Origin of the sequence: Paenibacillus sp. FSL H7-0942 (assembly GCF_045040715.1) — a bacterium.
GTDB classification, from domain to species: Bacteria; Bacillota; Bacilli; order Paenibacillales; family Paenibacillaceae; genus Paenibacillus; species Paenibacillus amylolyticus.
This window is the reverse complement of sequence record NZ_CP150279.1, coordinates 4271230-4292157: the sequence shown is the minus strand read 5'-3', so window position 1 is coordinate 4292157 and position 20928 is coordinate 4271230. Positions and strand designations below refer to the sequence as shown.

Genomic DNA, 20928 nt, shown 5'->3' with positions numbered 1-20928 from the left:
CGTTTACAGCACTCCTTGTGTTTGCTTCTGTTTCATATCTTCGATGATATCGTAAAAGGTAACGAATGGCACATGGTCCACACCAAGTTCAATACATTTATTCGTCAAAATGGAGCGGGAGTAGACGAGATCGGCAATTTTGGCACCCTCAAAATCTGTGAGACTGTCTCCAATAAGGATTCGATTGTATTGTTCTTCCGGGAAGGTACGAATGACTGTTGTTTTGCACATGCCGCAGCCATTCTCACAAGGAGGCTGGCAGGGATTCGGCCATTCAATCTTAATGGTTTCACCCGAGAAGTCAGCTCCGTTGCAATAGACATGATCCTGCGGGATATGAAATGGTGCGAGTAACGGTTCAATGAAAAAGTCCATACCACCGCTGGTCACATTGAATTCGATATCTTCGCTGCGAACGTAGTCAAGAAACTCGCTGAATCCTTCACGGATCCCCGCTTGTCCAAGCACAAATTCCACAATTTCATCTTTCTGCGATGCAGGCAACAGAGCAAACATGGCTCCAACACCTTCACGCAGCGAGATTTTTTGCTCAATTGTATCTTTCATAATCGCTTCAATGCCCTCAGGCTTGAAATGTTTCATGATTGCGACAATATTGTCCGAGAGCGTAATCGTACCGTCAAAGTCACAGAAAATGACTGTTTTTTTATCACTTCTCATCGTTCGCCACCCCACAGATCCAATGCACTTTTTAGCTCCGGATGCTCGGTTGCATACTGCGCGAGTGGAATGGAACGTTGAGCTGCCTCAATGGCTTGCAGGAATGCACGTCCGCCTGCCTCAGTGCCCATAGGATGTCCATGAATACCGCCACCAGCATTAACGATGACATCCGTGCCAAAGTCGCGCAAAATGAGCGGTACAAGGCCTGGATGGATACCGGCTGAAGGCACTGGCATACTGGTTCGTACTGGCAGATCGGCTGTCAGTAATTGCTCCGTGATCGCCATATTTTCTTCCTTCGGCATCGTAACCGAACCATAAGGAGAAGGGAAGAGCACCAGATCGGCACCTGCAAGACGCATCAACTGACCAAGTACAACCGAAGCCGACATGCCGTAATGTGGTGAAGGATACAGTGCTCCCGCAAGAGCAGGATGAGCCATAATTGGCACATTGATGTCAGGATCACTGCTGAGTTCATGCAGCACATCATATCCGTAAGACAATACGTTGAATAACAGGGCATTGGCTCCTGCACCAATAGCGCGTTCAGCTTGTTGCTTCAGACGAGATGTAGGTCCTGTAAGATTGGTTGCATACAGAAGTTTCTTGCCGGTCTCCTGGCGTGCCTGTTCGGCAGCTTTCATGCAGACCTCGACTCTTTTTTCGATAGGTGTCAATTTATTTTCGAACAGAATCTCATCGTCCTTGATCAGATCAACGCCCCCAAGGGCCTGACGAATAAATTGTTCACGCAGTTCATCTGCATCCAGTCCGATAACTGACTTAAAGATACTCATTAACAGTGGACGATCATGCACACCAAGCAGATCACGAACACCATTCAGTCCAAACTTGGGTCCCGGGAATGCACTCAGGAAGCCATCCGAGAAACCAAGCTTTGTTAATTTGATCCGGCCATCCATTGAGATTTTGCCAAAGACCGTCACGAGCAGGGCAGGGATATCACGGCTGAAGTTAACATCAGGATATCCGATGGTAATATCGGCGTAACGCTCACCCGCAGCCATTCCTTCAGCTTCATTTACTTCTACGTTGATTACTTCACCCAGATGTTTCTGCATCGCTTCACGCTGGGCTTGCGGCAACTCAGTCCAGCTACCCACGGTCATGCCAATCGCGATAGACTGAGCCTTCTTGCGAAAGTCTGCATGATCATCATGCAGACGATATGTGGCTGTGCACATGTTATTCATTTTAAATCCCCTTCCAAAGCAGCTCCCATCTCCCGTGAGCGCTCTGCACAGCGGTTGACGGCTGCGATTACATTTTCAAAGAAATCTCCTTCGTCCAGCGTCTTCAGTGCTGCTTGTGTCGCCCCTCCCGGGGAAGTCACATCACTACGAAGTTTCATCGGTTCCAAACCGGTTTGTTGTACCATACGTGACGCGCCCAGCACCGTCTGAACAGTGAGATCACGAGATTGCTGGCTGGATAAGCCACCACGAATACCTGCGGCAATCATGGCCTCCATTAGATAGTATACATAAGCAGGGCCGCTTCCGGAAATCCCAGTGAGTACTTCAAGTTTATCTTCAGGTACGATGGTCACGATACCAACCGCTTCAAACATGGTCATCACCGTACTGCGCTGTTCATCCGTAATCTCCGCAGAGAAGGCAAGCCCGGTAGCGCCAAGTCCAATGGTACTGGATGTATTTGGCATGGTTCTCGCGATCGGTTGTTTACGACCAAGCAAGGACTGCATCGTGCGGATTGATAATCCGGCAATGACAGATACGATCAGTTGATCAGGTGATAACAGCGGACCAAGCTCGCGCAGCGCTGCGGCAGCATCTTTGGGTTTCATACAGAGTACAATGACCGGAGTGGAGGCAAGGTGATCCAAGGATTGCGAGGCAGTTCCGGTATGTACAGCATAACGGGTGCTGAGCTCCTCCTGACGTTTCTGGTTGCTGCGGTTCAGCATCGTAATATCCTGAGGACGAACGACTAGGCGGGAGATCAGTCCGCGCACGATGGCTTCAGCCATCGCGCCTGCTCCGTGGAAAGTAATCTTCTGTTGTAGTAACGTCTGTTGCTCTTGACTCATATTTATCGTTCCTCCTATATAACTGGTGCTGGGATATTATTGACGAATCTGTCCATTGCCTGTAATCCGATATTTGGTTGATGTCAGTGCTGGTAGTCCCATCGGTCCACGTGCATGCAGTTTCTGGGTACTGATTCCGATTTCGGCTCCATAGCCAAATTCAAATCCATCGGTGAAACGTGTGGACGCATTGTGATAGACGGCTGCTGCATCCACATCATGCATAAAGCGCTCTGCATGGGCTGTATCCCGGGTTACGATACACTCGGAATGTTTGGTTCCGTAATGTGCGATGTGCTGCATCGCTTCATCCAGGTTCTCGACCACCCGGATATTTAAAATATAGTCGTTGTACTCGGTCGCATAGTCTTCCTCGGTTGCCTCAAGGGCAGAAGGAACAAGACGGCGCACCGTGTCGCAACCTTTTAAGACCACATTGGCCTCACGGAATTGCTCGGCAAGAGCAGGCAGATGCTCTTCCGCGTATGCGGTATGCAGAAGCAACGTTTCCATGGAGTTACATACGGATGGACGTTGTGCCTTGGCATTGATGGCAATTTCGGCTGCCATAACTGGATCGGCTGATTCATCCACATAGGTATGGCAAATGCCCGCTCCAGTTTCGATGACAGGTACCGTTGCGTTGGCAACCACATTACGAATGAGGGAAGCTCCTCCGCGTGGAATGATGACGTCCAGCAGTCCGTTCAACTTGAGCATCTCATCTACGGAAGCACGATCTGCATCTTCAACCAATTGCAAAGCATCAGCAGGCATGTCTGTCGTTGTGAGTGCCTGATGCAGCACCTCCACAATTTTACGATTGGAGGACAGGGCAGAGGAGCCGCCGCGCAGAAGCACTGCATTACCTGTTTTAAGACATAATCCGGCTGCGTCTACAGTTACATTAGGACGAGCTTCGTAGATGATGCCAATCAGGCCAATCGGCACTCTTAATTTTTCAACATGTAATCCGTTTGGACGGGTAAATGTCTCTAACACTTCGCCGACTGGATCAGGCAGATCTGCAATCTGACGTAACCCTTCAGCTATGCCTGCGATCCGCTCCTTATTAAGGGCGAGTCGATCCAGCATGGATTCCGGCGTGCCTTGTTCTCTGCCGCGTTCCAGATCTTCGGCGTTTGCCGTAATGATGGAATCCGTCTCCTTAATCAAAGCATCTGCCATGACACGCAGGGCCGTATTTTTCTGTTCTGTATTCAATCGGTTCAGCTGTGGAACCGCGGCTTGGGCTTTGCTGGCTTTTTCTCTGACTTCACTCATCGTAATTCCTCCTCATATATATAGTTGAGTATTCCAACCACTATATTGCTTCAAGTTTATTTTAACGTAATCCATTCGTCTCTATGAATAACTTCAAGTCTGTGGATGCTAGCGAGTTGTTTCATCACTTCGCCACTGGGAAGTCCGGCAATGAGTCGAAGCTGGTCATCATCATAATTGACAATACCGCGACCGAGCAAGGTTTCATCCATACCAATGACCTCTACGACGTCTCCGGCATGGAAAGTTCCCAGTACCCGCTTGACCCCTACAGGTAGAAGACTGTGCCCCCCATGGACAAGGGCTTCTTCAGCACCATCATCCACAACGACTGTTCCCAGCGGAGTAGACATGAAGCCAAGCCACTGCTTTTTACGGGATAACGAAGCGAGTCGTGTCTCAAAGTAAGTTCCTTTGCCCGTGCCATCAACCGCCTTCTGCATATCTCCGGGTTCTTTCACACTTCCCACGAATACAGGTACGCCTCCACGTGTAGCAACCTTGGCTGCATCAACTTTGGATCGCATTCCGCCTGTGCCAACCGCCGAACCTGAACCGCCGGCAAAAGCATAGATCTCAGCCGTGATTTCGGGAATACGGTCGTAACGCACGGCAGAAGGATCTTTGCGCGGATCTGCGGTGTACAAGCCGTTGGTATCGGTAAGAATGATCAGATGCTGAGCCTTCACCAGGTTTGCAACCAATGCGGACAACAGATCGTTATCACCAAACTTCAATTCGTCTACCGACACCGTATCATTCTCATTAAAAATCGGAATCACTCGCTGTTTAAGCAACTCTTCTACGGTCATACCTGCGTTACCCATGCGTTTACGACTGTGAAAGTCTGTACGAGTTAACAGAATTTGCGCCGTAGTAACGCGGTGCGCTGCAAAAGCCTGTTGATATGCCTGCATCAGTAATGCCTGCCCAACGGCCGCTGCGGCTTGTTTCTCATGTAGCAGTTTGGGGCGCTGAGGATAACCGATCTCCCGGAATCCGGCCGCTACCGCTCCTGAGGTGACCAAAAGCACTTCATGACCCTGATCAGCCAATGCTGCAATTTCTCCGGCAAAAAAAGTGATCGAACTGCGATCCAGACCGCCTTCTTCCGTTGTAAGCGAGCTGCTTCCAATCTTAACTACAATACGTGAAGTCATGGTTTCACTTCCTTAAACATGATTAATAAGTGCTTCTGGAGCAGTCTTTAGCGGGTACAAAAAAAACTCCCGCCCTTTAGTTAAAAAGGACGAAAGTTTGTTACTTCCGCGGTACCACCTTTATTGATGATTAGATCATCCGGCTTCATGCCCTGTAACAGAAGGCACTGTCCTGCACGTAACAGGCCGCTCAGGGGTAGGTTTCAGAGAAGAGCCGCGGTAAATTCTTTCAGCAGGGTGGAATTTACTCTCTGGGCGCGACTGATATTCTCTTACTGGTCCCGTCATCACGTTTCGTTCAATATTTCTTATAACATACCATGGAAACTTGGCATATGCAAAGGGGTTATGGTCCTGTAAATTACTTAAATAAATTCAGCTTGCCAATCCGCTGGGCAGCTTCGCGTAATCGGTTTTCATCACTTAACAGTCCCGCGCGCACATAGCCTTCACCATGCGAACCAAAACCAATACCTGGGGCTACGGCTACCTTGGCTTCTCGCAGTAACAAGTCTGCAAATGAAGCGGAGGTATAACCGGCAGGTACAGGTAACCAGCTGAAGAATGAACCCGCTGGTTTCGAAGCTTGCCAGCCAATTGAGGAAAGAGCGTCATAAAATGCATTGCGACGCGATTCGTAGCGTGAAACCAGTGAGGCAACACATTCCTGTGAGCCAGTAAGTGCTTCCGTTGCCGCAGCCTGAATTCCACCGAAGAGACTGACATAGATATGATCCTGAAGCAGATTGATCTTAGAGACAATCTCTGCATTGCCGAGTGCGAATCCAACACGCCATCCAGCCATATTGTACGTTTTGGATAACGTATAGAACTCAATGCCCACTTCTTTGGCACCAGGGGCTTGCAGGAAACTTACGGGACGATGTCCGTCGAATCCAATTGCACCGTAAGCAAAGTCGCTGGCAATGACGATTTGATTTTGAATGGCAAATTCAACCGTATCTTCGTAGAACGAAAGGGGTGCCGTTGCTGACGTTGGGTTGTTGGGATAGTTCAGGAACATCAGCTTGGCCTTCTCCCGATCTTCGGCTGTAACAGCTTCATAATCTGGCAGGAATGTGTTGGACTCCATTAAAGGCATAAATGACATGTTTGCTTTGGCGAGTGCAACACCAGACCAGTAATCCGGGTAGCCGGGATCTGGAACGAGAACGGTGTCCCCGGGGTTAAGCAGGACCTGAGGTAACTGAACCAATCCGGTTTTTCCTCCGAACAGAATGGCGACTTCAGTCTCGGGGTTCAGATCAACGTTGTAATCTTCCTTATAACGTTTGGCGACGGCTTCCTTCAGGAAAGAGTACCCTCTAAAAGGGGAGTATTTGTGGTAGAGGGGATTCTCAGCCGACTCTTGCAGTGTTTTCACAATATGAGGTGGTGTAGGTGTATCCGGGTTCCCCTGACCCAGATTGATCACGTCATGTCCACTTGCGATTTCACGATTTACATTTTGAACAAGGGTAGCAAAAAATTGCGTTGGCAGCTGTGTCATCACATCAGAAGTCGGTATCTTAAAAGCTGAACGAGCAGTTATATGGTCTGATTGGGTCATTATATTCATCACTCCGGTTTATTAAAAATGGCAAATAGTTCTCATTAATTTATCACGCCAATCCCGAGCTGTATAGAGGGAAATGCACTTGAATATACAGTACATAGGGGCAAAGAGCGGAGTATTGTACAAAACTGAAAGTGCTCATTTAGTTTTGTCCATTGAGCTGAGAGAAGCCATGTTTTATGATAATATCCGATAATGATAATCAATATCATTAATTTCTAGCACAACGCACATGATATAGGGGGAGAAATAGAAATGAAAAAGGGCATACGAAATACGGGAGTGTTATTAACGATCACATGGTTATCCATCCTGCTACTGGCTTGTGGAAATCAGGCTGCAACACCTGCTGCTGGCGCAGATGATTCCAAAGCAGCCACAGAAACCACAGAGACCCAAACTGCAACGGAAGAGACGAATGAGGGCGAGACCCGGATATTCAAAGACTGGACTGGCCACGAAGTTGAGATTCCTGTAAATCCGAAGCGAGTTATCTATCATGGAGAAGTTACAGGGGATCTGCTCGCGCTTGGTGTTGTTCCTGTCGGCATACTTCGTCAAGAGGGAACCGTATTTGATGATCAGGTTGCTCAGGCAGAAGATGTAGGATTTCCGATCAGTGTGGAAAAGGCGTTAGACCTGAATCCCGATCTGATTATTTTTTCCAACAGTGACGAGGCTCAATATGATCAGATCGCAAAGGTCGCACCCACGGTTACATTTGATTCATTTGGTTTAATAGAAGATCGCATGCGTATCCTTGGCGATTTGTTGAATAAGAAGCAAGAAGCGGAGGATTGGATTACGGCTCATCAAAAAGCGACGGAAGAGATGTGGACGCAACTTCATGAGAACGGATTAAAAGAAGAGGAGACCGCTTCGGTATTCACCATGTATCCCGGGAATCGTCTGTTTGTCATGGCAGGTGCAGGATTGCCACAGTTGTTATACGGAAAAGACGGGCTGAAGCCAACCGCGGAAATTCAGAAAGTATTGGATGAAGACATGGGATTTGTAGAGATTTCGACTGAAAAATTATCTGAATTTGCCGGTGATCGGATATTTATTCTGGATCCTGTGACCGACGATGCGAAACAATCCACCAAGGAATTGCTGGATAGTACAATCTGGAAGAACCTGCCTGCGGTGAAAGAAGGAAAAGTATATCGTTTTAATATCGTAAAAGCTTCTAGTGATGCTCTTTCGAGGGAGTGGCTGTTACAAGAGCTGCCAAAACAGATGATCCAATAATGGTGACGAGCTAGTGAGGCAGCAGTAACACCTTTGAGTAATGCAGTTATAAAAAAAGTAAAAGGGGCCTTCAACATTTCGTTGAACGCTCTTTTTTTCTGATTAAACTCATATCTGGATTATTGACCATCGCTCGCTTATAATCAGACCATACAGAATGATTGATAATTATTCTCATTTTAGAAAAACGAGGTGAACCGACATGCAGGCTTTGGATGCCGATGGGGGAGCGTTGTTCTTTTCAGCATTCATGTTTCGGCTGGATCATCTGGTACGTCGAATTGAACTACCTGAACAGGTGATGCTGGAAGTTGCTTGCGAGAAACATGCCTTCCTGATCTGTGAAGAAGGGGATGGGCGTTTATATATTGGGCATGAACAGTTTCCGTTTACTACGGGATGTATTTATCCGCTTTCTCCGGGAGAGGGGTACCAGATTGAACATCGTAATAACTCGGAATTGAAATATATCATAATGGCTTTTGATGTTATTCATGTGTTGACGGGTGATCCCGAACTCTTTACCCGCGCTGTATTTGAGCACAGAAACCAATTGAATGGTTATCCCTATGCTCCGTTAAGTGGGCTGCTGGAGCAAATGTATGTCATTCGGAATTATAAAACAGATGCTGAATACAGTCATCTGAATGCACAGTTCCAAAAATGGATGGAGATGATCATTACCCGGTACACCTCTCCAAAGACGGAACAGAGTATGGAGGCAAGACTACACAGTACGATTCAGTATGTGGACGACCATTATGCTGAAGAAATCACTGTACAGAAACTGGCACGACTTGCGGAGATCAGACCTGTACAATATACGACCCTTTTCAGACAACTCACGGGTCACAAGCCGCTCGATTATGTGAATCATGTACGCATCAAACATGCCAAGGACTGGCTTCGCAAATCAGATGAACCACTTCGGGATATTGCGAGTCGCGTGGGGTTTAAGGATGAGTATTATTTCAGCAGGCGTTTTCGCCAAATGACCGGATTATCTCCTCGTCAATATGAGAGATCGATTCAGCAGCAGACATTAGTACAAGATTGGTTGGGTCATGATGTGAATATTCCAGTAAACCCGGAGCGAATTATGTATTACGGAGATTCCGCTGGGGATATGCTGATGTTGGGCATTCAGTTGCTGGAAGATCGGACATATGACGCGGTCGCTCCGGTTAATGTGGAAGCCGCTGTTATCATGAAGCCGGATTTGATTATTTTTGATAGCAGCAATGAACAGCAGTATGAACAACTTTACCGGATTGCACCGACGCTTGCTTACAATTCACATGCCACGTTGGAAGAACGAATGCGCAGATTGGGCAGCTGGTTTGGCAGACAACCGCAGGCTGAACAATGGCTAACATCCTATGCGGAGCGTACTGAGCAGATGTGGGAGAAGATCCATACTGTGATTGAAGAGGGGGAAACGGCATCCGTATTTACATACCATCGGGGTGCACGATTATTTGTTATGGGCAATATCGGTCTGGCGCCTATGTTATATCATCCAATGGGATTCAGTCCAGTTACCAAAGTGAAGGAAGCACTTGCGGCAGGTAGAGCCTATAAGGAAATTTCGGCTGAAGCGGTACGTCAGTACGCGGGAGATCATGTGTTTGTTATGCTGCCTGAGGAAGTTGTGGCAAGACAGGCTACAGAGTGGCTGATGAAAAGTCCCAGTTGGCAGGCCCTTCCGGCTGTGCAGAATGGACGGGTATATCCTGTGGAGGAGTCAACATGGAATGTGGGTGATGCGCTCACGAGTGATCGATTGTTGACCCTGCTCCCTGAGTTGTTGTGTGCAGGTTCATAACAAAAACAGGCTTGCAGTCCTCAGGAGGATCAAGCTATGATAGCAGGTATTACGGTTCAGAGGAGTGCTTGTCATGACAGAAAAACAACAGGGAGAAATGCGTGTAGCCCTGATTCAGGGCGATATTCAGCTCGGAGACCCTGAGGCCAATCATAAACATATGCAGATGTTGCTTAAGCGTGCGGTAGAACAATATCCGGATCTGGGGCTGGCTGTGTTACCTGAGATGTGGAATACCGGATACGCTTTGACTCAAATTCATGAACTCGCTGACCCGGAAGGCCAGAAATCTCGGGAATGGCTGTCTGCTTTTGCTCAAAAACATCAAATTTCCATCGTTGGCGGTTCGATTGCCGAGAAACGGGATGGTCAAATATACAATACAATGTACGCTTATGATCGTGAAGGAAAACAGGTAACACGATACGATAAATTACATTTGTTCCGTCTGATGGACGAGGAGAAATATTTACAGCCTGGTGCGGAACCTGAAATTTTTGAATTGCAGAACGGTCTTACAGCGGGTGCTTCGATCTGTTATGACATCCGGTTCCCGGAGCTTGCCCGCACCCTTGCTTTGAATGGTGCCAAGGCATTGATTGTACCGGCCGAATGGCCGAACCCTCGTTTGCACCACTGGCGTACGTTGCTTACCGCACGAGCGATTGAGAATCAGATGTATGTGATCGCATGTAACCGTGTAGGTAAAGGGGGAGAGACCGAATTTTTCGGACATTCCCTCATCATTGATCCTTGGGGTGAGATTGTGGCTGAAGGTGGCGAAGGGGAAGAGATCGTGACCGGAATTATTCGTCCATCTCTGGTAGATGAGGTTCGCGGACGTATTCCCGTATTTGAAGACCGTCGACCTGGCGTTTATTTTGGCGGAAAATAAAAACTGAAATAAAATTCTTCAGAAAAAGTGTTTATTCTTCCAGGACGCGGGTAATGATAACTATCCCGTTACCAAGGAGATGATCAATCAATGGACAACCATGTGAAAGATACGCTCAGGAGACTGGAACAGGATAACACAAGGGAAGATCACTTAAGGGCATTCTTAGAGAATGGAGCAGGAGGGCTATCACCCCCTGATTCAACTGTTCAGGACGAAGGCCGTGTAATGAATCAGCAAAACAGGCTGACAAGCGATCGTAATTTGCGTAAATAAACCGCCAGACATGAAGTTTTCTTATGTACGTTTCTACGTTAACATTATAAATTAGCATTGTAGCTAAACAACTTAACAAGCAACATTGTACTGTAACCAGTTACTGTGATTGCAATGTAAGAACTCTATCCTGCGGATGCGGGAAACGAGTATATAACAAAGGCTTGGCCCATAAGGGTCAAGCCTTTGTTTTGTTTCAGTATGAAATGTACCCATACCCATAGGAGAAATTTTTTAGTCTCCCTTTGACAGTTCGGTCACGGTTTGTTGAAACGTATGGATGAATGCTTCGGCTGCCTTCGACAGCACTCTTCCTTGACGATAAGCCACAACAAGTGTTCTGCTAGGAGTAGGCTCAGCAAGTGGCACATACACAGGCACGAACTCACTGCGCGGCGCACGGGCGATAAAGCGTGGAACCAGTGTAATGCCCATACCAGTGGCGACCAGCGACTGAACGGTTTCAATATTTGTGCTCTCAAACACAACTTGGGGATCAAAACCAGCCTGCTCACAGAGATCAAATGTAAGTTTGCGGAAGCCCTGCCCTTTTTTCAACACAACAAAGGGTTCATCCCGAAGCTCTTCAATTCGCACAGGAAGCGGATGTTCCGGATCTGCCCTGCGTGCCAAAGGGTGATTCGGGGGAACTGCCAGATCAATCTTTTCCTCTCCAATGGCAACATAGGCGAGACTTGGCTCTTGTAAAGGAAGAGATAACAGACTGAGATCTGCTTTGCCACTTGCTGTCAATTTCTCAAGCGTAAGCCCGGAGTCTTCCAATAAGGTAACCTCAATCTCGGGATAAGCTTGTTGGAACGCAGGAAGCACGTGTGGGAGCAGGTGTGATCCCGTGATCGGCATGCTGCCTACAACGACTTTACCTTTGCGAAGCTGGGAGATATCGGACATTTCCTGACGCAATAGCTCCACAGCATCTACGATCTTCTGGGCTTGCTCGACAAACGTAACACCCGCATGGGTTAACTCCACGGTACTTGTATTACGCTGAAACAGTAGCACACCCAATTCTTTTTCCAATTTGGATAATTGCTGGCTTAATGAAGGCTGGGCAATATGTAGCTTCTCTGCTGCCCGGGAGAAATTGCGTTCGGCCGCAATTTGCAGCGTATATTGAAGTTGTCTGAATTCCATCGTCATCGGTCATTCCTTTCGTTATGCCACCATTATATCATTACAGATGAAGAAATCATTAATTTCGCTTAACCGCTTGCACTCCGTCAGAAGAGTTGCTATACTGATTTTGAAAACGCTTAATAAGAACCACTTACCCGGGTAAAACAAAATCAACGTTTTCATGTGTACCAGTTTCAAGTGTTAGCACAGAACCATTTCAAATGTTCATATTCTTTTTCGTTCATATAATTGAATAACATTCATCCAACGATGGCGTGTTACTGTTCGGCAGGCAAGACCTAGATTGGGTGGGAAGAGTTTCTCTTTTCCTACCCTTTTTAGGTCTTTTTTTGTTCCCATCAAGAAACGGAGGTGCACCATGAATTACAAACAATTAGCCCAATCGATTATGGAGCTGGTCGGTGGCAATGATAATATCAACACGTTAATTCATTGCTCTACCAGGCTCAGACTTACCCTGAAGAATCCGGATATGGCGAAGACCCAAGAAATTAAGAGCCTTGATGGTGTTATTGGCGCAGTGAATAGCGGCGGACAATATCAGGTTATTATCGGTAATGACGTCGCGTACGTCTACAATGAACTTGCCAAGATGATGGATACTCGGCAATCAAACGAAATTCAGGAGAAACAAAAAGCGGATTATAGCCCCAAAGGACTGTTTAATACTTTTGCCAGTGTCATTGCAGGCATTTTCCAACCTATTATCCCAGCCATTGCTGCCTCGGGCATGCTTAAGGCACTTTTGCTACTGGCGACCGTGACCGGCCTGATGTCTAAAGAGAGCCAGACATATACCGTTTTGAGTGTCATGTCTGATGCTGCCTTTTACTTTCTTCCGATTCTACTGGCCTATTCCAGTGCAAATAGATTTAAAACGAACCCCTTTGTTGCCGTTCTGTTTGGTGGAATCATGTTACACCCGAATATGATTGGTCTGCTTGGCGGTGAAGATCCGGTGTCCTTTATTGGCATACCTGTTGCATCCGTTCAATATGCGACATCCGTGGTACCGATTATTTTAACGGTCTGGTTCATGTCTTACATTGAAAAGTTCGCGGACAAGATCTCACCAGGACCGGTCAAAATTTTCCTTAAACCTTTGATTGTTATTCTCATTGTTGCTCCAGTTGCCCTGATTGTACTTGGACCTCTGGGGATGTATCTCGGAACGGGAATGTCCAACCTGATCTATTGGATTCAGGATAAGATTGGATGGTTGACCGTTGTCATTATGGCTATACTGATGCCTCTGATTGTCATGTTTGGTATGCATAAAGTATTTTATCCCATTATTTTCGCAGCCTTGGCTTCACCTGGATATGAAACACTGGTGCTGGTCGCGATGCTGGCATCCAATATGGCGCAGGGAGCAGGCGCACTGGCGGTGTCATTCAAAACCAAAGACATCAAGCTGAAACAAGTCGCTTTGTCTGCAGGAATTTCAGGTGTATTCGGTATCACGGAACCTGCTCTCTACGGTGTACATTTAAGGCTCAAGAAAACGCTGTTTGCCTGCATGATCGGCGCCGGAGTCGCTGGGTTGTTCGCAGGTATTGTGAATCTCAAGGCATATGCTGCCGTGGGTCCGGGGATTGCATCTATGCCTATGTTTATCAGTGAAGATCATATGAATATTATCTATGCGATCATTACCATGCTGATCTCTGCCATTGTCGCGTTTGTCGCTGTATATGTCATTGGATTTCAGGATGTTGTTCCAACAGCAGTGTCGATAGCAGGCAGTCCTACAAACAAAGCGAGAGGCGAATCTGAAATCCAGCCATCCAAAGGGATCAAATCGAAAAAGATCGTTTTTGCTCCACTGGAAGGTAAAGTACTGCCATTAAGAGAGGTGAAGGACGAGGCCTTCTCGCAAGAAGCTATGGGACAAGGTATGGCCATTCAGCCAAATGTTGGCAAGGTGTTTGCCCCGTTTGATGGTACCGTTGAGACGGTGTTCCGTACCAAACATTCCATCGGTCTGAGATCGGTAGAGGGGGTAGAAATTCTGATTCATGTCGGATTGGATACGGTGAAACTGAAAGGCCAGCATTTTGATGTAAAAGTGAACGAAGGAGAACAGGTCTCTCATGGTCAGCTCCTGATTGAATTTGATCTTGAAGCTATACAAGCCGCAGGTTATGACACCACGACCCCTGTAATTGTGACCAATTCCTCGGATTATCTGGAGGTGCTGGGCAATGAATCTGCGGCGACAACAGGACCGGGGAAACCATTAATTACGGTGTTATAACTCGCTGAAATATGAATGAAAGGCAGGCAGCCTGATATGGAAGTCATAAAAATACTGAATTCGAGCATTGTTCTTGCCAGACGTGTTGAGGATGACAAGGAAATTATTGTGATGGGAAAGGGCATCGGCTACAGGAGCAAACCGGGAGATGTCGTGGGCGAGGATGAGATCGAGAAGATCTATGTCCTTGAAAATGAAACGATCTCTTCGGATCTCACCGCCCTGATGAAGGAAACGCCAAAAGAATATTTGATTCTGGCTGATGAAATCATCTCTCACGCCAAACATACATTGTCCCGCCATCTGAGTGATCATCTCTATGTCGCCTTAACAGATCACCTGTATATGGCCATGAAGCGATTCAAGGACAATATGACGATCCAGAACCGAATGTTGTGGGAAGTGAAAAAGTTCTATCCGCAGGAGTTCAGTATCGGGTTGCATGGTCTGTCTCTCATTCAAAAACAGCTTGGACTCTCCCTGCCTGAAGAGGAAGCGGCGAATATTGCCTTTCATCTCGTTAATGCGCAGCAGAATGATGACAATATGAATCAGGTCATGATGATGACCAATACCGTCAAGGATGTACTCAATATTATCAAAATTCACTATCACGTGGAGCTGGATACACACAGCATCAACTATTCACGCTTTTTGACCCATTTGCAGTTTTTCATTCAACGGCTTTTTGAACATAAAACGTTAAACACGCAGGATCATGAGCTCTTTGAGCAGATCGCGAATAAATATCCGCAGGAGGAAGCCTGCGTACTGCTAATCAAGGATTATATTGAAGCTCGGTTTGAACATACGATCTCCAATGAAGAGATGATGTATTTGATTATTCATATCAATCGGGTCATGAGTCGCAATTGAGCAAGAATCAAAGAGTTACAGAGATAATCCAAGGAGGAATACACAATGACCAATACAACAAGAACGTTTCCAGAAGATTTTCTATGGGGAGGAGCGATTGCTGCCAATCAGGCAGAAGGAGCGTGGAATGTGGATGGCAAAGGTCTGTCTACAGCCGACATTGCTATCTATCGAAAAGGTGTAGCCAAGAGTGAGTATAAAAAGCATAATGCGATCAATGAAGAACAGATCAAAACTGCGATGGAGTCTACCTCGGACAGAGAATATCCGAAACGCAGAGGCATTGATTTTTACCACCGCTATGAGGAGGATCTGGCCCTGTTTGGGGAGATGGGTCTCAAAACGTTGCGCTTATCTATTGCTTGGACCCGAATTTTCCCGAATGGCAACGAAACAGAGCCGAATGAAGCCGGTTTGCAGTTCTATGACCGCGTTATTGATGGCATGCTGAAACAAGGGATTGAACCATTAATTACGTTGTCGCATTATGAGATGCCGATGTATCTGGTGAATCACCATGGTGGATGGACGGATCGGAAAGTTGTCGAGTATTTTGTTCACTTTTGCAAAACCGTGTTTACCCGTTATAAGGACAAAGTGAAGTATTGGATTACATTTAATGAAATTGACAGCATTGTTCGTCATCCGTTTACGAGTGGTGGTATTGTTCCGGAGCGTTTCGAAAATGTGGAGCAGGCCGTATATCAGGGGTTGCACCATCAATTTGTAGCGAGTGCGCTCGCAGTGAAATACTGTCATGAGATCATTCCCGGTTCCCAGATTGGATGTATGCTTACCAAACTGACAACGTACGCTCATACATGTAATCCCGAAGACGTACTTGTTGCTTCCCGGGATAATCAATTCAATCTTATGTTTACGGATGTACAGGTGCGTGGAGCGTATCCGTACTTTACGAAGAGGTTTTTTGCCGAAAAAGGGATTAACCTGGATATGCTTGAGGGGGATGAAGAGATTCTGAAAGTACACACTGTGGACTTTATCTCATTCAGTTATTATATGTCCCTGGTATCAAGTGTGGATGGCGACCGATTGGAGCAGGTGAGTGGCAATACAACTGGAGGGGTGAAGAACCCGTATCTGCAAACGAATGATTGGGGCTGGCAGATTGACCCGGTAGGTCTGCGCATCTCACTGAATGAACTGTATAGTCGTTACGAGGTGCCTTTGTTTATCGTTGAAAATGGAATTGGGGCGGTAGACACGATTGAAGCTGATGGTAGCATTCAGGATGATTATCGTATTGATTACTTCCGCTCTCACATGGAACAGATGCATGAAGCGATTCTGGACGGTGTTGAACTTCTGGGCTATACCAGTTGGGGAGTAATTGATCTGATTAGTTATTCTTCTTCAGAGATGGAGAAACGATATGGCTTTATTTATGTAGATCAGGATAATGACGGCAATGGAACACTGGAGAGAAAACGCAAGAAGAGTTTCTATTGGTACAAAGATGTGATTGCAAAAAACGGTTTGTAATACAGTAGTCGGACAAGCACTCTCTATAGAAGGCGTTGATATGATAATTTTCATTTTATAACAGAAACTAGCAAAGCAGCTCTGGATTCAGGGCTGTTTTTTTATGTTCTAGATAAAAAGCATTGACAGCGAAGCAGCGGAAACGTAGTATAAGACTTATCTGATAATGATAATTGTTATCAATTGAAACCTCTGCGACGAGCAGTGGTTTATTTGTCTTTCTCTCATTATAGGTTAAACCTATTACATCTATAGATATTATATCTTGGAACAATGAAGGACAGGGTGATATATTTATGTCATTCAAGAGCTTCACTTTTTAAAGAAAACAGAGGCTCTTCCAAGGACCGAACTTATAATGAGGTGAAAATGATGAGTAAAAAAACGATGTTTGAGAAAATTTGGGAAAATCACGTAATTCATCAAGAAGAAGGCAAACCAAGCATTCTGTATATCGATCTGCATCTGGTGCACGAAGTAACTTCTCCACAGGCATTTGAAGGTCTTCGTCTCAGCGGACGTAAAGTTCGTCGCCCTGAACTGACATTTGCAACAATGGACCACAACGTTCCAACGAAAGACCGTTTCAACATTACAGATCCTATCTCCAAACAACAAATTGATACACTTTCGCAAAACTGCCGTGATTTCGGCGTGAAATTGTATGATCTGGACACGATTGATCAAGGCGTTGTACACGTTATGGGACCTGAACTGGGTCTGACTCACCCGGGTAAAACGATTGTATGTGGTGACAGTCACACGTCCACACACGGTGCGTTTGGCGCACTGGCATTCGGAATCGGAACAAGTGAAGTTGAGCATGTTATGGCAACTCAATGTTTGCAACAAGCAAAAGCCAAAACGATGGAAGTTCGTTTTGTCGGCAAACGTAACCCGGGTGTAACCGCGAAAGATATGATCCTCGCAGTCATCGCCAAATACGGTACAGACTTTGCAACAGGTTATGTTATTGAGTACACAGGCGAATCCATCCGTGAGTTGAGCATGGAAGAGCGTATGACGGTCTGCAACATGTCCATCGAAGGTGGAGCAAGAGCAGGATTGATCGCTCCGGATGAAACAACATTTGAATATCTGCGTGGACGTGAATACGTACCAGTGGATGCCAAATTCGACGAAGCTGTAGCAGGTTGGAAACAGCTTGTAACCGATGAAGGTGCCGAGTTCGACCATATGGTTGAAATCGATGTGGAGACATTGATTCCGCAAGTAACTTGGGGAACAAGCCCTGGCATGGGAACCGACATTTCTTCGAAAGTTCCTGTTCCGGCTGAACTGCCTACAGAAAACGAACGTAAAGCGGCTGAAAAAGCGCTTGAATATATGGGACTTGAACCGGGAACACCAATCGCCGAGATTCCAATTGATTATGTATTTATCGGTTCTTGCACCAATGGACGGATCGAAGATCTGCGTGCAGCAGCACAAGTGGCTAAAGGTCACACGGTATCCAGTCAGGTTACAGCAATTGTTGTACCAGGCTCAGGACGTGTTAAAATTCAGGCTGAACAAGAAGGTTTGGATAAAATCTTTACGGAAGCTGGATTTGAATGGCGTGATGCGGGATGCAGTATGTGTCTGGCAATGAACCCGGATGTATTGAAGCCAGGTCAACGTTGTGCTTCGACGTCCAACCGTAACTTTGAAGGACGCCAAGGACGCGGAGGACGTACGCATCTGGTATCTCCGGCAATGGCAGCAGCAGCAGCGGTTAAGGGCCACTTTGTGGACGTACGGGACTGGAATTTCAAAACAGAAGCAGCGATCTAATCTATAACAGACAGAAGGGAGAACGTTTAATATGGAAGAATTCAAAACATTACAAGGCATCGTTGCACCGGTAGACCGGGTCAATGTAGATACAGACGCAATCATTCCGAAACAGTTCCTGAAACGGATTGAACGTACCGGATTTGGACAATTTTTGTTCTATGAATGGCGTTTTGATGAAGAGGGCAACAATAATGCTTCCTTCGAAATGAACAAACCTCGTTATGAAGGGGCATCCATCCTGATCTCACGCGCCAATTTTGGCTGTGGATCATCCCGTGAGCATGCGCCATGGGCGATTTTGGACTATGGATTCCGTTGTGTCATCGCTCCATCTTATGCAGACATCTTCTATAATAACTGCTTTAAGAACGGAATCTTGCCAATCAAGTTGTCAGAAGAGCAAGTTGAAGACTTGTTCCAACGTACAGCGACACATGAAGGCTATGAGATGAATGTAAATCTGGAAAACAAAACGATTACTGATGCATACGGACTGCATATCGATTTTGATCTGGATGAGCACCGTCGTCAATTCCTGTTGCAAGGATTGGATGATATCGGTCTGACTCTTCAACATGATGATGAAATCGCTGCTTATGAACAACGCCACGCGGCAAAACTGTTCGGTTAATCGTTAAAGTATCGCATAGCAAAAAGCTTCTGCCTCGCCCAAGGGACCTTGTTCCCATCGGTGAGACAGAAGCTTTTTGTAGTTTCAGAAGTAAATTAGCTTAATAAGTCAGCTATACATAGAACTCCTGATTTTTCTTGACCGAATACTTCAACAGATACAATAACAGCTGACTAAATAGAGAACCTAAAAATCGATTATTGAGGTAACTCCAAAGGGTCGTTTTTTGTATTTTGAAAATAGACATAGATATAACAAGCCAAATGCACGAAATTCACAAGTGACCATACCATAAGCCATATGATTGGAGTTGATAGGGTAGTCCAGATGCCAAACCAAGGCAGCACACGTCCTCCGCCGATAAACGTAACCAGGTGGGACAGAGATAAGAGAATTAGAACTGGGATCAGTCTTCCGACCGTGATCAGAATCAATTTTCTGATCGTTAGGCGTTGGTTGCTCCGACGTATGCGAGAATAGCCGTGGATGCCCCATGCAAGCGTAGCGATGATCAGCGCAATCATGATCATTTCCATATTCCGACCGTTTACAAAAGAGGTTTGGGGTTCCTGCCCCCTCATAATATCCGCTATTCCATCAATAAATGCCGAGTAATTCACATAAGCGTTTATACCAGAATTAAACATTACGGCAATGCCCATTTGCTCGTTCAAATAAACCTGTTCTTCGGACTTGTAGGTCCAGAAAATGCCGCTGTGGGAGATCGTTTGGCCGTTAGACGCATCTTGGTTTGCAAGCCAGCCCATGCCGTACGGACCGATCGCTCCTGAGGCATGATATTGTTTCATCAGCACAGGGGAAACGAGGCGGCCATTATATTGGGAAAGCATCCATAGGGACATGTCCTCTGCGGTTGAAACGATGCCGGCGGGGCCCTCAATGAACCAAAGCGTTTCGGATTGACTTATAGCGCGTCCCAAGCTCAGGTAATGTCCTAGCGGGATAGTATTATTCTCATAGAATTGCTGCGTTGTATTGACACTGAAGGTATGATTCATTCCTAACGGTTCAAAAATATGTTTTTTCAGATAATCCGAAAAGCGCTCTCCGCTAACACTTTCCACGAGGTTCGCCAGCAGCACGTAATTGGGATTATGATAGCTGTAGGCTGTTCCGGGGATATGGGCAAGTTGAACCATGTTTAATAATTGGTTCGCTTCAGCCAGTGATTGGAATTGCGGAGTCTTTGTCATATCGGGATTAATCTTGTCATTGAGACCACTCGTCTGATTCAGTAAATGACGGACCGTGATATCAAGAACGTGGGGGTCCTGTGGAGAAAGCTCTGGAAAATAGGAAGCGTAAGTCGCATCCAAGTCGATCTGACCCTTGTCCACCAGCTGCAGAACGGCTAATGCAGTAAAGGACTTGCTTAGTGAAGCAATGGGAAAAGGGGTGTTGCCCGTAACCTTCTGGCCGTCCGCCAATGTCCCGTAGCCTTTTGCGTAAAAGACCTCATCGTTATTGGCAATCGCCAGTGAAGCAGCCTTAATGTAATTGGCCTTCATGCTCCGATTCATATATTCGTCGATCTCCTGCAGCACTTCTGTCCTGTTTCTGGCTTCATCGGCGGATAAGGGGGACGCCCACGCGGTACATAACAACAAACAGCTAATTGTGATATACATTCTTTTTTTCAGTTTTAGCATGATAACACTCC

16 protein-coding genes and 1 other annotated feature are annotated in these 20928 nt (G+C 46.3%); of the genes, 8 read left to right on the top strand and 8 right to left on the bottom strand.

What is annotated here, in order from left to right:
* Positions 1 to 3: 3 nt before the first annotated feature.
* The 6 genes from MHI48_RS18980 to MHI48_RS18955 all read right to left on the bottom strand — a co-directional run bounded on the left by MHI48_RS18980 (position 4) and on the right by MHI48_RS18955 (position 6772).
* Positions 4 to 681, bottom strand: a complete 678-nt coding sequence (locus MHI48_RS18980; RefSeq protein WP_076328416.1) for a 2-hydroxy-3-keto-5-methylthiopentenyl-1-phosphate phosphatase — start codon at positions 679 to 681, stop codon at positions 4 to 6.
* A complete protein-coding gene (locus MHI48_RS18975) occupies positions 678 to 1901 on the bottom strand; it encodes a 2,3-diketo-5-methylthiopentyl-1-phosphate enolase (protein ID WP_047843536.1) in 1224 nt (407 codons plus the stop codon). Before MHI48_RS18975 ends, MHI48_RS18980 begins: the two co-directional genes overlap by 4 nt.
* Positions 1898 to 2758 (bottom strand): pyrroline-5-carboxylate reductase, encoded by an 861-nt coding sequence (proC, locus tag MHI48_RS18970; RefSeq protein WP_036671976.1) that lies wholly within the window; start codon positions 2756 to 2758, stop codon positions 1898 to 1900. The genes MHI48_RS18975 and proC overlap by 4 nt, the downstream gene beginning before the upstream one ends.
* Positions 2759 to 2794: 36 nt before the next feature.
* Positions 2795 to 4042, bottom strand: coding sequence for a glutamate-5-semialdehyde dehydrogenase (locus tag MHI48_RS18965; protein WP_076328417.1), 1248 nt, complete (start codon positions 4040 to 4042; stop codon positions 2795 to 2797).
* A 56-nt stretch (positions 4043 to 4098) separates the two neighbouring features.
* Complete coding sequence (gene proB, locus MHI48_RS18960) at positions 4099 to 5202, bottom strand: glutamate 5-kinase (RefSeq protein ID WP_076317457.1); 1104 nt, start codon at positions 5200 to 5202, stop codon at positions 4099 to 4101.
* An 82-nt stretch (positions 5203 to 5284) separates the two neighbouring features.
* Positions 5285 to 5499, bottom strand: a binding site (T-box leader).
* Between the two features lie 64 nt (positions 5500 to 5563).
* Positions 5564 to 6772, bottom strand: coding sequence for a pyridoxal phosphate-dependent aminotransferase (locus tag MHI48_RS18955; protein ID WP_076328418.1), 1209 nt, complete (start codon positions 6770 to 6772; stop codon positions 5564 to 5566).
* A 261-nt stretch (positions 6773 to 7033) separates the two neighbouring features.
* On the opposite strand from MHI48_RS18955, the gene MHI48_RS18950 reads away from it, so the two are divergent.
* From MHI48_RS18950 to MHI48_RS18940, 3 genes are all read left to right on the top strand, one after another.
* A complete protein-coding gene (locus MHI48_RS18950) occupies positions 7034 to 8029 on the top strand; it encodes an ABC transporter substrate-binding protein (RefSeq protein WP_076328419.1) in 996 nt (331 codons plus the stop codon).
* A gap of 202 nt (positions 8030 to 8231) precedes the next feature.
* Positions 8232 to 9854 (top strand): ABC transporter substrate-binding protein, encoded by a 1623-nt coding sequence (locus MHI48_RS18945; protein WP_405141458.1) that lies wholly within the window; start codon positions 8232 to 8234, stop codon positions 9852 to 9854.
* 73 nt (positions 9855 to 9927) lie between these two features.
* Positions 9928 to 10749, top strand: coding sequence for a carbon-nitrogen family hydrolase (locus tag MHI48_RS18940; RefSeq protein WP_405141456.1), 822 nt, complete (start codon positions 9928 to 9930; stop codon positions 10747 to 10749).
* Positions 10750 to 11259: 510 nt separating this feature from the next.
* Here MHI48_RS18940 and MHI48_RS18935 read toward each other — a convergent pair.
* Complete coding sequence (locus MHI48_RS18935) at positions 11260 to 12180, bottom strand: LysR family transcriptional regulator (RefSeq protein ID WP_076318119.1); 921 nt, start codon at positions 12178 to 12180, stop codon at positions 11260 to 11262.
* Between the two features lie 361 nt (positions 12181 to 12541).
* Here MHI48_RS18935 and MHI48_RS18930 point away from each other — a divergent pair, with 361 nt between their 5' ends.
* The 5 genes from MHI48_RS18930 (at position 12542) to leuD (ending at position 19247) form a co-directional block, all read left to right on the top strand.
* Positions 12542 to 14440 carry a beta-glucoside-specific PTS transporter subunit IIABC gene (locus tag MHI48_RS18930; RefSeq protein WP_405141454.1) on the top strand — a complete coding sequence of 633 codons (1899 nt, stop codon included), beginning with the start codon at positions 12542 to 12544 and terminating at the stop codon, positions 14438 to 14440.
* A gap of 36 nt (positions 14441 to 14476) precedes the next feature.
* Positions 14477 to 15316, top strand: a complete 840-nt coding sequence (licT, locus tag MHI48_RS18925) for a BglG family transcription antiterminator LicT (RefSeq protein ID WP_074095604.1) — start codon at positions 14477 to 14479, stop codon at positions 15314 to 15316.
* A gap of 45 nt (positions 15317 to 15361) precedes the next feature.
* Positions 15362 to 16819, top strand: a complete 1458-nt coding sequence (locus tag MHI48_RS18920; protein WP_405141451.1) for a glycoside hydrolase family 1 protein — start codon at positions 15362 to 15364, stop codon at positions 16817 to 16819.
* Positions 16820 to 17191: 372 nt separating this feature from the next.
* Entirely contained in the window at positions 17192 to 18613 is a 1422-nt protein-coding gene (gene leuC / locus MHI48_RS18915; protein ID WP_076328425.1) for a 3-isopropylmalate dehydratase large subunit, read from the top strand.
* 31 nt (positions 18614 to 18644) lie between these two features.
* Complete coding sequence (gene leuD, locus MHI48_RS18910; RefSeq protein ID WP_036607574.1) at positions 18645 to 19247, top strand: 3-isopropylmalate dehydratase small subunit; 603 nt, start codon at positions 18645 to 18647, stop codon at positions 19245 to 19247.
* 197 nt (positions 19248 to 19444) lie between these two features.
* Here the strand turns inward: leuD and MHI48_RS18905 are convergent, their stop codons facing one another.
* Complete coding sequence (locus tag MHI48_RS18905; protein ID WP_076328426.1) at positions 19445 to 20917, bottom strand: serine hydrolase; 1473 nt, start codon at positions 20915 to 20917, stop codon at positions 19445 to 19447.
* Positions 20918 to 20928 lie beyond the last annotated feature (11 nt).

Excerpts from the sequence above, each read along its gene's own strand:
- MHI48_RS18980 (WP_076328416.1), bottom strand. The coding sequence starts at position 681 with ATGAGAAGTGATAAAAAAACAGTCATTTTCTGTGACTTTGACGGTACG.
- MHI48_RS18975 (WP_047843536.1), bottom strand. The coding sequence starts at position 1,901 with ATGAATAACATGTGCACAGCCACATATCGTCTGCATGATGATCATGCA.
- proC (WP_036671976.1), bottom strand. The coding sequence starts at position 2,758 with ATGAGTCAAGAGCAACAGACGTTACTACAACAGAAGATTACTTTCCAC.
- MHI48_RS18965 (WP_076328417.1), bottom strand. The coding sequence starts at position 4,042 with ATGAGTGAAGTCAGAGAAAAAGCCAGCAAAGCCCAAGCCGCGGTTCCA.
- proB (WP_076317457.1), bottom strand. The coding sequence starts at position 5,202 with ATGACTTCACGTATTGTAGTTAAGATTGGAAGCAGCTCGCTTACAACG.
- MHI48_RS18955 (WP_076328418.1), bottom strand. The coding sequence starts at position 6,772 with ATGACCCAATCAGACCATATAACTGCTCGTTCAGCTTTTAAGATACCG.
- MHI48_RS18950 (WP_076328419.1), top strand. The coding sequence starts at position 7,034 with ATGAAAAAGGGCATACGAAATACGGGAGTGTTATTAACGATCACATGG.
- MHI48_RS18945 (WP_405141458.1), top strand. The coding sequence starts at position 8,232 with ATGCAGGCTTTGGATGCCGATGGGGGAGCGTTGTTCTTTTCAGCATTC.
- MHI48_RS18940 (WP_405141456.1), top strand. The coding sequence starts at position 9,928 with ATGACAGAAAAACAACAGGGAGAAATGCGTGTAGCCCTGATTCAGGGC.
- MHI48_RS18935 (WP_076318119.1), bottom strand. The coding sequence starts at position 12,180 with ATGGAATTCAGACAACTTCAATATACGCTGCAAATTGCGGCCGAACGC.
- MHI48_RS18930 (WP_405141454.1), top strand. The coding sequence starts at position 12,542 with ATGAATTACAAACAATTAGCCCAATCGATTATGGAGCTGGTCGGTGGC.
- licT (WP_074095604.1), top strand. The coding sequence starts at position 14,477 with ATGGAAGTCATAAAAATACTGAATTCGAGCATTGTTCTTGCCAGACGT.
- MHI48_RS18920 (WP_405141451.1), top strand. The coding sequence starts at position 15,362 with ATGACCAATACAACAAGAACGTTTCCAGAAGATTTTCTATGGGGAGGA.
- leuC (WP_076328425.1), top strand. The coding sequence starts at position 17,192 with ATGAGTAAAAAAACGATGTTTGAGAAAATTTGGGAAAATCACGTAATT.
- leuD (WP_036607574.1), top strand. The coding sequence starts at position 18,645 with ATGGAAGAATTCAAAACATTACAAGGCATCGTTGCACCGGTAGACCGG.
- MHI48_RS18905 (WP_076328426.1), bottom strand. The coding sequence starts at position 20,917 with ATGCTAAAACTGAAAAAAAGAATGTATATCACAATTAGCTGTTTGTTG.